General features: G+C 63.6%; 11 protein-coding genes. All 11 read right to left on the bottom strand.

What is annotated here, in order from left to right:
* The coding region (uraD, locus tag VGD20_RS16600) for a 2-oxo-4-hydroxy-4-carboxy-5-ureidoimidazoline decarboxylase (protein ID WP_331135505.1) at positions 1-286 on the bottom strand (286 nt) is incomplete at its 3' end.
* Positions 283-663, bottom strand: coding sequence for an oxalurate catabolism protein HpxZ (hpxZ, locus tag VGD20_RS16595; RefSeq protein WP_331135504.1), 381 nt, complete (start codon positions 661-663; stop codon positions 283-285). The genes hpxZ and uraD, both read right to left, overlap by 4 nt.
* Positions 660-1535 (bottom strand): allantoinase PuuE, encoded by an 876-nt coding sequence (gene puuE / locus VGD20_RS16590; RefSeq protein ID WP_331135503.1) that lies wholly within the window; start codon positions 1533-1535, stop codon positions 660-662. The genes hpxZ and puuE overlap by 4 nt, the downstream gene beginning before the upstream one ends.
* Positions 1532-2773 carry an alanine--glyoxylate aminotransferase family protein gene (locus VGD20_RS16585; RefSeq protein WP_331135502.1) on the bottom strand — a complete coding sequence of 414 codons (1242 nt, stop codon included), beginning with the start codon at positions 2771-2773 and terminating at the stop codon, positions 1532-1534. Before VGD20_RS16585 ends, puuE begins: the two co-directional genes overlap by 4 nt.
* Positions 2757-3950 carry an allantoate amidohydrolase gene (locus tag VGD20_RS16580; protein ID WP_331135501.1) on the bottom strand — a complete coding sequence of 398 codons (1194 nt, stop codon included), beginning with the start codon at positions 3948-3950 and terminating at the stop codon, positions 2757-2759. The genes VGD20_RS16585 and VGD20_RS16580 overlap by 17 nt, the downstream gene beginning before the upstream one ends.
* A 44-nt stretch (positions 3951-3994) precedes the next feature.
* Positions 3995-5569: a gamma-glutamyltransferase family protein gene (locus VGD20_RS16575; protein WP_331135500.1), complete on the bottom strand. Its 1575-nt coding sequence runs from the start codon at positions 5567-5569 to the stop codon at positions 3995-3997.
* Positions 5566-6921, bottom strand: coding sequence for an AtzE family amidohydrolase (locus tag VGD20_RS16570; protein WP_331135499.1), 1356 nt, complete (start codon positions 6919-6921; stop codon positions 5566-5568). Before VGD20_RS16570 ends, VGD20_RS16575 begins: the two co-directional genes overlap by 4 nt.
* Positions 6922-7102: 181 nt before the next feature.
* Positions 7103-7975: a carbohydrate kinase family protein gene (locus VGD20_RS16565; RefSeq protein ID WP_331135498.1), complete on the bottom strand. Its 873-nt coding sequence runs from the start codon at positions 7973-7975 to the stop codon at positions 7103-7105.
* Entirely contained in the window at positions 7972-8979 is a 1008-nt protein-coding gene (locus tag VGD20_RS16560) for a DUF2608 domain-containing protein (RefSeq protein ID WP_331135497.1), read from the bottom strand. Before VGD20_RS16560 ends, VGD20_RS16565 begins: the two co-directional genes overlap by 4 nt.
* Positions 8980-9057: 78 nt before the next feature.
* A complete protein-coding gene (locus VGD20_RS16555) occupies positions 9058-9738 on the bottom strand; it encodes a response regulator transcription factor (protein WP_331135496.1) in 681 nt (226 codons plus the stop codon).
* Between the two features lie 350 nt (positions 9739-10088).
* Complete coding sequence (locus VGD20_RS16550; protein ID WP_331135495.1) at positions 10089-11075, bottom strand: LacI family DNA-binding transcriptional regulator; 987 nt, start codon at positions 11073-11075, stop codon at positions 10089-10091.
* Between the last annotated feature and the right edge of the window lie 58 nt (positions 11076-11133).

The following is an 11133-nucleotide window of genomic DNA, read 5'->3' as shown; positions in this document are numbered from 1 at the left end:
CGAATCGGTTGCGATAAGCTGAATTGAGAGACTGAAACCGCACGAATTCGCTAGGAAGCAGCCGGTCGAGCCCGGCGGACGCCTGCTCGGCGGCCGATGCCTCGGTCAATGTACCACCGATAACCGCCCGGTCCGCGAGTTCGGGGTGCGCGCGAATGAGCGCGAGCTTCTCCGCTTCGGAAGCCGCGTCGACCACGGCCATCAGATCGGCATGGCGGTCGCCAGAGGACGGCTGGCTATCCGCGCGCTCCTCCACCCACGGACTATGTTCGAAAAGCGCGGTCATGATATGCTTCCCTGAAGGCTGACGTGCGCCGAAACGACCTTCCAGCCGTCGGCAAATTTGACCCAGCTTTGTGTCTGGCGACCGGGGGCTCCCCCGCCCTCGCGTTCGAACTCGGCGTCGGCTGTCGCAAAGCGATCGCCGTAAACGGTGATTGCGACGCGCCCGAGAAGGCGCGGTGGGGAGCCGCCGCGTCGCGCGCGGAACGCCCGAATTTCCTCTATTCCATAAAGCGTTTCCCCAATGCCGTAGCGGTTGGTCGTGGACGCATCGTGGAACAGCCTGTCGAGCGCGGCGAGATCGTCCGCCATCAGCGCTCGCTCATAATCGTAAAAGGCGGCCGTCACCTCGGCGAGCAGCATGGGATCATCGATCTTCATGCCGGATGCTCCGCGAGCCAGTGGCGCGCGATGTCGATCCGCCGCGCGATCCAAGCGTCCCCATTTGCCCGTACATGATCAAGGAATCGCTCGAGCGCGCGGGCGCGACCGGGGCGGCCTGCAATACGGCCGTGGAGGCCAACCGACATCATCCGCCCGCCTTCTGCGGACAGTTGGTCGAACGTATCGCGCAGATAGCGAAAGAAGGACTCGCCATCTGCAAAGCCGCCCGCCGCAACGAATTTCATATCGTTGGCGTCGAGGCTGTAGGGGACCATCAGTTGCCCCGCGGCGTAATAGGGCAGATCGTCAGCGTAGCTGTCGGCATCGTATACGAAGCCACCGTCCTCCCGCACCAGCCGGGCAGTGTTCGGCGAGGACCGACCCTGATACCAGCCAAGCGGTCGTTCGCCAGTCAGCCTGGTATGGAGCGCGATAGCCTCTGCAATATGGGCGCGCTCCACCTCTTCGGGGATATATTGATAGTCGAGCCACCTGAGGCCATGGCTCGCCACCTCCCAGCCCGCCGACAGCATCGCATCGACCGCGGCGGGGTTGAATTCCATCGCCTTGGCGACCGCAAAGGCGGTGACGGGAATATCGCGTTCAGCGAACAGGCGGTGCAATCGCCAGAAGCCGGACCGGCCTCCATATTCATAGAGGCTTTCCATCGCCATCGCGCGGGCCGGATGGCTCACCGCGCCGACCATATCGGACAAAAATGCCTCCGACCCCGCATCACCATTGAGGACGCAGTTTTCCGCGCCTTCCTCATAGTTCACCACGAACTGGACAGCGACGCGGGCACCCCCCGGCCACCTCGGATCGGGCGGGTAGGCTCCGTAACCCACAAGGTCACGCGGGCCGGTCATACCGGGTCTTCCCACGCCGAAAGCGCCGCATCGACACCCGCACCGGCGGGGCAGCGGAAGCCCTCCGCGCGCAAGGCAGCTTCCAACGCGCCGAGCGTGATCAGCACCTTGTGCTTCATGGCGTTGTAGCCCATCGCCCCGATGCGCCAGACCTTGCCGTGCAAGGGGCCGAAGCTGGTGCCGATTTCAATCTCGAAATCCTGCCGCATGCGACGCCGAACGGCCTCGCCATCGATGCCGCCCGGTATGTGGACGCCCGTGACGTTGGACATGCGAAAACGGTCGTCACCGAAGATGCGAAGACCCAGCGCGCGCGCGCCCGCCACGACCGCGCGTCCGGCGCGGACATGGCGCGCATAGCGCGCATCCAGGCCCTCGCCCAGCGCCACGCGGGCGCATTCGCGCGCGGCATAGAGCATCGACGTCGCCTCGGTATGGTGATTGAGACGCTGCTCGCCCCAATAGTCCATGATCATTGCGAGATCGAAATAGTTGGAGGAAATCCGGCGCCCCATTCCTTGTACGAGATCGGACCGCGCGATCCCGTGCTCGGTATGCCGCCGGCTAAAGATATGCTCGACCGCGCGCTCCGAAATCGTGATTGGCGCCGAACCCGAAGGCCCGCCGAGGCATTTCTGCAACCCGCCCGTGACGACATCGATGCCCCAGCGATCGACGGCAATTTCCATTCCGCCGATCGTCGCGGTGACGTCCACATAGGAGAGCGCGCCCGCCGCACGACATAGCACCCCCAAGCCCTCCAGCGGCTGGGCCATGGTGGTCGAGGTATCGCCATGGACGCAGGCGACGACCGCGGGCGCGTGGCGCTCGATGGCGGCGGCGATGGCGTCCATGGGGACGGTCTTGCCCCAGGGGACCGAGAGCATCTCGATCCGCGCTCCGATCCGCTCGCCGATCTCGCGCAGCAAAAGACCGAAGCGGCCGAAATCTATGACCAGCAGCGTGTCGCCGGGGGTAACCAAGCTGACCAGCGCCGCCTCGATCCCAGCACGAGCCGTGCCATCGACGAGCAATGTCCAGCGGTTCTGGGTCCCGAAGATGGGGCGATAGAGCGCCATTGCTTCGTTCATGTAGCCGGTCATCTCGGGATCGAACTGCCCGAGAAGATCGGCGCCCATTGCTCGCAGGACGCGTGGATGCGCGTTGACCGGTCCCGGCCCCATAAGCAGCCGATGCGGCGGGTCGATCTGGCCGTAGAGGTCAGGCGGTAGCGTCATCGGCCATTTTCTCCAGGAAGCGCATGATTACGCGAAGGGCGATATCGGCATCGGCCGCGTCGACCTGCTCCGCCGGGTTGTGGCTGACGCCGCCGGCACAGCGCAGGAAGAGCATGGCCGTCGGTGCGAGCGATGCCATGATCATTGCGTCGTGCCCGGCACCCGACACGAGGCGCCGAACGGGGAAGCCTTCTGCCGCGACACTTTCGTCCAGCAGATCCATCAGGCGTCCGTCGCACGGGCTGGCGGGCAGGTCGTGCAAGAGCTCGTATGCGAGACGCAGCCCGCGGTGCCGCGCGATATCCTCGCAGCATTCGAGGATCGCCGCGGCTACGCGGTCGCGCCGCGATCCCTTTCCGGAACGCACATCGAGCGAGAAGTCGACGCGGCCGGGGACGACATTGGCGGCGCCCGGCGCGACCTCGATGGCGCCCACGGTCGCTACAAGATCGGACTGGTCGCGCTGCGCGAGATTTTCGATTGCGCATATCATTTCGGCAGCGCCGGCAAGTGCGTCGCTGCGCAAATCCATGGCGGTGGTGCCCGCATGGCCCGCCGTCCCGCTGACCGTCACCCGGTAGCGTAGCTGCGCAGCAATCCCGGTGACCGTTCCTACGGCTAATCCCTCGGCTTCGAGGACTGGTCCTTGTTCGATATGCGCTTCGAAATAGGCACGCACCGATCCGGGCGGGCGCGCCGCCTCCAGGTAGTGCGCGATATCCGCGCCTGCCGCGGCCAATGTCACGCCGTCAGCATCGGCGATGTCGAGCGCGGCCCGGTCGAGCGTGCCGGCCACAGCGCGGCTGGAGAGCATGGCGGCCGGGAAACGGGATCCTTCCTCGTCGCCGAACGCGATAACCTCGACCGCGAAGGGCAATCGGCGACCCGCCCGACAGAGCGCATCGACCGCCTCGATCCCCAGCATGATCCCAAGCGGCCCGTCGTAGCGCCCGGCGCCGCGCACGCTGTCGAGATGGCTGCCGATCAAGAGGATCGGCGCCGATGGGTCGCCGCCCTCGTAACGACCGACGAGATTGGCGGCGGGATCGCGGCGCACGGCCATGCCCGCTTCGGCCATCCAGCCGGCCACAGCCTCCTGAGCGGCGCAATAAGCGGGCGTGAGATAGGCGCGGTACAGGCCGTCCGCCGTGTCGCTATAGGGTGGAACGCCCAGCATATCGCACCGGGCGACAGCCCGCGCGCCCGAGGGACCGACTACGCTCACCAGCCGACCGCCGCGCCGTCGCTGCGCGGGTCGCTCGCGCCTTCAAGACGCCCGTCGGCATGCCGGATGATGGCACCGGCATGGCCCATCATGGCCGTCAGGGGTCCCACGCGTTCCACATCATGCCCCGCGGCCGCAAGCTGCGTATAAAGCTCGGCGGGAAAGCCATCCTCGATCTTCAGGCTGGTCGAGCTTTCCCCCCAGGTGCGACCGAGCAACCAGCGCGGTCCGGCGATCGATCCAGCGATATCGACACCTGCCGCATAGCGGGTGAAGATCGCCGACTGGGTCTGCGGCTGGCCCTCGCCTCCCATCGTTCCAAAAGCAAGGACGCGCCCATCATCGAATGTTGCCAATGCCGGGTTCAACGTGTGGAAAGGCTTGCGACCGGGCCTGAGCGCATTCCAGCCGCTTTCGGCGAGACGGAACGAACAGCCCCGGTTTTGCCAAGCGATCCCGGTCCGCGGCAGCACCACACCGGAGCCGAACTCGAAATAGGTCGACTGGATGCAGCTGACGACCTGTCCGCGCGCATCCGCCGCTCCGAACCAGCATGTATCGCCCCATTGCGGAGGCTGAGGCCAGGGCAGCGCCCTCGCCGGTTCAATCGCAGCCGCCATTCCGGCGATTGCAGCGTCGTCATCGAGCAATTGCTGCGGATCGACCTCCATGAAGGCGGGATCGCCGCAATGTCGATCACGCCACAGAAATGCCTGCTTGGTCGCCTCGATCAACCCATGCACATGGGGGAATGTGTCCACCTCTCCCGCCGACAGGAGCCTGTCGTAGATCGCGAGGATGAGAAGCGACGCAATGCCTTGGGTTGGCGGCGCATGATTATAGAGCGTCGCTCCGCGAATGGCGGCGCGCAGCGGCGTCGACACCGTCGCTTCGTGCGCCCCAAGATCGGCTGCACTCAGCGGGCTGCCGAGCGCGGCAAGGTCCACGGCGATATCGGCGGCGAGCGATCCCCGATAAAATCCATCCGGGCCCTCGTCCGCCAACCGGCGCAGCGTCTCGCCAAGCCGGGTCTGGCGTAGCCGTTCGCCGGCTCGCACGGGCCGTTCTCCGGGCGCGAAGATCGCCGCCCAATCGCCGTGCTGGCTCCGCAACTCCTGATATTTTGACGCCACGACGTCCGCCAGCCCGCCTGCGACAGCAACGCCCGTTTCAGCGTGGTCGATCGCATCGCGCAGCAACCTGCCGAGCGGCATTCCGCTTCCGTGGCGGTCCATCGCAAGAACCCAGCCGGAAATCGCGCCCGCGACCGTGTTCGCGGCCAGCGGCCCTCGCCAGGGAATAGTCTCCATTCCCCTATAGAGATCGAGGCTTATGCCCGACGCGGTACTGCCACAGGCATCGATACCCTCGACTTCGCCCTCGGGAGTGCGGATCAACCAGAAGCCGTCGCCGCCGATTCCGGTCATATGGGGGTAGACGACCGCCAGCGCCGCGCCGATGGCGACGCAGGCCTCGGCCGCGGTTCCTCCGTCGCGCAGCACGGCGCAACCGGCCTCGGCAGCCAAGGCGTGTGGCGCCGTCACCATGCCCTTTGCAGTCGCGCCGGTCATGATGGCAAGATCCCGAGACCAAGTAGACCGCGGCGCTCGAGATCGGCAGCGAAGGCCAGCAGCAAGGCGTCACTTCCCGGCGCGCCGATCAGCTGTACTCCGAAAGGCATGCCGTCATGAGCTCCGACCGGAGCCGCGACCACCGGCAAGCCGGCGAAACTGATGGGCTGGGTGAAAAGGCCCAGGCTGCTTCGCGCCGGCATATTGATCCCGTCGACCTCGACAACCGGATCATCAAAGCGAGGGGCGATTCCGGGCACCGTCGGCGCAATCAGGATATCGAAACGATCGAAAAGCCGCGCCACTTCGGTGCGGAATTCCTCCCGCACTGCCGCTGCCTTGTCACCGGCTTCGGCAGGGAAGGCCGCGCCCGCGATGAGCCTGTCACGGGTAGCGGGATCGAATTCGAGCGGTCTGCGGCGCAGTTCGGGGAGGTGCCGCGCACCGCCTTCCATGGCCGTCATGATAAATGCCGCGGATCGGGCTCGCGACGCGCCGCTCAGCTCGACCTCTTCGACGCCCCCGATCGCCGCCGCAAGAACATCGATGGCCTCTTGAACCGGGGGCGTGACATTTTGGGCGAACCAACCGCAAAGCCTTCCAATCCTCAACTTATAGGGACTGGCCGACTCACTGAATTCGCACTTCAGCGCCCCCCGGATGAGGGAAAGATCGCGAGCAGACCGGGCGAACGGTCCGATGTCGTCGAGTGTCTCGACGAAAGGGAAAACGCCGCCCATTGGCAAAGTCCCGTGCGTCGGCTTGAGCCCCCATATGCCGCAGAGGCTCGCCGGAATCCTTACCGATCCGTTGGTATCCGACCCAAGCGTGAACGGCAGGATGCCGGCAGCCACCGCGGCTGCCGATCCGCCCGAGGACCCGCCGGCGAGCCGCTCTGGATCATGCGGATTGCGCGTCGTTCCCCACGCGGCGTTGACGGTTGCAAAGCCGTAGGCGAACTCGTCCATATTGAGGGTTGCCACCAGAATCGCGCCGGCATCGCGCAGGCGCTCGACGGCCATGGCATCGTGCGTCGCCCGCTCGGCGTTTCGCCGAAAGCCCGCCCCCGCTGTGGTAGGAAAGCCGGCAACGTCGAACAAATCCTTGACGCCATAAGGTACGCCGGCGAGGGGGCCGGGATCTATTCCCGCCGCCACTTTTGCATCGACCGCGTCGGCTTCAGCCAGCGCCCTGACCTTCAGCAGCCGGGTTATAGAATTGATCGGCACATCGCAGCGTTCGGCGCGAGTCAGACACTCGAAGACGAGCGCACGCGCGGAATATTGTCGCGACCGGACAGCGGCGGCAATCGTCTCGGCGCTTTGATCGAGAAGTGGGCGCGAGTCGATCATGCCGCCTCTTCCTCGCACAGATGCCGCCAATGCTCGGCAAGCACGCACCAAGCCTCTACGATGCCAGGAATGCAATTGTTCGGTACCGCAATTGCCCGGCTGTGACCGATAAACGTCGCGAGATCGGATCCGGACTCGGCCCGCGACAACTCGGACGCCGGAGTCGAGACTTGGTGGTCGGTCATGCCGTTTGCTCGCGACCGGGAATGCGGCTGACCAGGAGGTGCCTGGCGGCCGCCATCCCGAACTCGACCGCGCCCTCGATCGTCACCTGCTCGGTCAAATATTGCGCAATCGTTTCGCCCGCCAGCGTATCGCCAGCCCCGGTCGTATCATGGGTTGTCAGAGCTTGGGTGGGAATGACCCGACGACCCTCGCAGGAATCGACGAGCACGCCTGCGCTGCCCAGCGTTTCGATGATGATTTGCCGTTCCGGGCGCTCGCAGTCGCGCGAAGCCTCGATGAACTCGCGCTCGCTCGCGTTGCAAAAGATCAGACGCGCTCGCCGGGCGAGCGCCGCCCGCAGTTCCTCGGGAAAGGATAGGGTATCAAGCTTCGCGATCCAGCTGAGCTCGGCATCCCGAGAATATGCTTCGAGCAAGGTCCGCGTCACGGCGGGCGGCCCCGCCGAAATGCAGAGATGGTCGGCAACGGCCAAGGTCTCGGCTTGAGCGGCGGACAGGCCCTCGCGTCCATGGAACCCGGTGTCGAGCAGGCATCCATAGTCACCGTCCGGACGGTAGATCAGGATGCAGCGCGGCGTCTTTTCGCCACGGACCTGGTCGACCGCGTCGCAGCAGATTTGAGAACGCTGGCAAGCGCGAAGATAATGACCGCCGTCCCCGTCGTCACCGATCCATGTCAACGGGAAGGCCCTGTGCCCCACCGCCGCGATCCGCCGCGATGCATAAAGCGCCGCCCCGCCAGCGCGTGGCCAGGCGTCGGACACGCCGAGTTCGCCGGTCGCAGTGCCCGTTCCGTAGAAAGGGGCGTCCAACTGGACCACATAATCCAGCGTCGCATAGCCCGACACGGTGATCTTCTTCGATATCATTTGCGGGTACCGTTCGACGCCGCCGGCTTCGCGCAGAGCGTCGATTGCATTGCGGAGCAAAGGGCCGCGGTCAAAGCCGCGAACTGGGCGCGCGCTGTCTGATTTTCGGAATCGGTGACAGAGGGGTCGATCCGGCGGTAATGGAAAAGCGTGGTGGGTACTGGATTCCCGCTTGCCGCCAAGGCGGCAATATTCTTCTGCCCATCGTCCGCGACCACGATATGGGCATATTGCCGCCCGCCGATGGCCCCCATCAGCAGCTTCAACATCACGCCCTTGTCCTGGCCGGAAACGAGCATCACTCCGTCCCGGATCAGAATGTCCCGATAGGGCGAGCGCGACGCCTCTTCTCCTAATGCGGTTAGGGCCAACCGGATTTCATCGTCGCGATAGAGACCGTCCTGCGTGCACAGAAAGAAGGAACAGGCGTAAGGCGCTTCAACTTGGAGCCCGTTTCGATCCAGTTCGCGCCGGGTCGCATCGTAAAGCTCGGGCCCGCGAGCGCTGAGGAGGAAAACATCAATTCTCTGCTGTGTCGTCTCGGCCAGCATCGCCGGGATATTCGGTTCTGTCGCCTGCATTGAGGCGATACCGAAAAGCATCGTTTGCGCTGCAATCAATTCACCCATGCCGGCGAAGTCGGGGTCGGCCTTGTCTGCTATCATCGCAGCGTGGCGATTGAACCAGCGATCACCACCCAGATACTGGGGCATCGTCAGCAGCGTGTTGTCGATATCGAGGATCAGAAGTACCCGCCCTTGCGGAGAGGCGGCACGCGCCGCCTCAAACGCGTCCGCGAGATTAGCCGTTTCGCGGATCGTCACCGGCGCAGCAGATGACCTTCCCTCCTCGCGGGCTATGGAAGGCGCCTGGCCAAGCGACAAAGCGGCAATCACGCCGGCGAAGCACAAGCCGACCCGCGCACGCCAATCTGTGTTTCGAGCACCCATATCATCGCCCTCCAAGCTGGAATAATGAAACGTTTCATTTTCGATGTCAAACAATCTCACGCTGCACATAGCGACACTGGCTATTTTGCTGAGAGCACCGACTCCCGCACGACCGGATTGGTGCTGATCGCTTCAGTCGGCAAAGACGAAGCCTTTTCCGCGAATGGCGTGCAAGGGGAGCGTCATGTGCGATTTTTTTGCCCGTCGACGTAGGCGGCTCACGATCGTGTCCAGATGGGTGTAATTATAATTGTAGATGTCCTCGCCGAGAGCTTCCACGAGAGCGTGACGCTCGACGATTTCCCCACGCTCAGCGAATAAACGCCCCAGAAAGCTCTGTTCTGCAGTGGTTAAGCGGAGACGATGGCCCATGCCATCGACAAGAACCCAACCGCCTTCCGCCAGCGCCCACGCGGAACTTGCGGGCTGAAATGGAATTTGGAGTCGGCTGAGACGATTATTGAGCGCGACTACTGTGTCAGCCAGTACCCGGGCATTGACGGGTTTGACGACATAGGCATCGGCTCCCGCTCTAAGTCCATTGAATCGATCGTCTACTGAGCCACGACCTGCCACCAAGATGATGCCAACTGACCGTGAAGTGCGCAAATGAGCGGCTATGGATAGGCCGTCTTCTCCATCCAGGCCGATATCAAGGATGACGATGTCGGACGGCCGAACGGCGTAAGCTCGGTAGAAGGACGGAGCGTCATCGAATCCAAGCACGTTAAGCCCTAGCCTGCAGAGGCCCAAGACCATTTCCTCGCGGAAATTTCCGTCATCATCCACGAGATAAACGAGGGGCGCGAACATGGCGTCATCGGCCTCGAATGCCCTCTCGCTCCTTGGTGAGTGCATATGCGTTTCCCAGAATTTAAAGGGTGCCCGCTCATTGTCGGCCCGTCGGTGTGTACGCATTCGCCCCAAGCGGAGGAGCATACATCATCGAGCGCACCCATTTTGACGAACACACGGCGCCCCACCCGCTCGCGGGTGAAAGAATTGCGTCGTTCGACGAGGCCCCGAGTACATTTGGCCGAAACCGGCTGAGCCGCACATGGCAATCTGTGTTTCGAGCACCCATATAGCCGCTTCCAAGCCGGGATAATGAAACGATTCACTTACGGTGTCAAGCAGTCTCACGCGGCACATGGTAACGCGGGCTATTTTGCTGGGAGCACCGACTCCCGCACGATCAGATTGACGCCGAAAACGACGCGTCGATTGCTCTCATTTTCCCCGTCGATCTTGCGCAGTAGCGCGTCGACAGCCTCGGCCGCCATTTCATCCACGGGCATCTCGATCGTCGTCAGAGCGGGGGTGCAATATTCGGCCCAAGGGATATCGTCGAAGCCGACAATAGCCAGCTGATCGGGGACCGCGATCCCCAGTTTGCGGGCGAGCTTCATGACGCCGATGGCGATCAGGTCCGAGCCGCAGAACACCGCGGTGGCGGCTCCGCCTTCGATGGCACTTGCCACATCCCCGCTCAATTCGGTCGAGAAGGCGTTTTCCACCGAATACGCCAAAGCACCCCCGCGTTCGATCGCTTCGCTCGCGGCCCCACAACGATCACGCATGCTGCGAACGTCCATTGGCCCGGCAATCACTCCGATCAGGCGATGGCCCGCCGCCAGAAGGTAATCGGCAGCCAGTCGGCCGCCTTCCGCATAGTCTGCCTGGATGCATTCAAAACCCGTGACGGTGCGATCAATGACTATGATCGGCAGGTCGGCTGCGACCTTTTCGATGCTGTTCTCGTCCTTGACCGGGAACCAGACGATCCCGTCGACGCCGCGATCGATAAGCCGCCGCACAACCTCCTCTTCCTGCGCCTGATCCCCCTCGGTATCGGTCACGAACACGCTATAACCACTTTGGCGTGCACGCTGGACGATGGATTGGGCGAGGCTGGGGAAAAACGGATTGGTCATATCTGGCACAACAAAGCCTATCGCCCCCGTCCGTCCTGTACGGGTCGCGCGCGCTGCGAGATTTTGCCGATAGCCCAGCTCTTCCGCCACCTTCAGGACATGAGTGCGCGTGTCCTCGCCTAATGAACCGGTTTTGTTCACAGCATAGGACGCGCTGGCGAGAGAGACACCTGCAGCCTTTGCCAAGTCCTTCAGGGTGACCCGTTTCTTCCGCAAATTTACCTCTCCTCGGCCGCCGCCATTTTTGGCGTTGTTATCCCATGGCTTCAACTAT

Origin of the sequence: Sphingopyxis sp. (genome assembly GCF_036402335.1) — a bacterium.
GTDB lineage: Bacteria > Pseudomonadota > Alphaproteobacteria > Sphingomonadales > Sphingomonadaceae > Sphingopyxis.
Note: the sequence above shows the minus strand (reverse complement) of the source record. Positions and strands in the feature narration are given on the sequence as shown.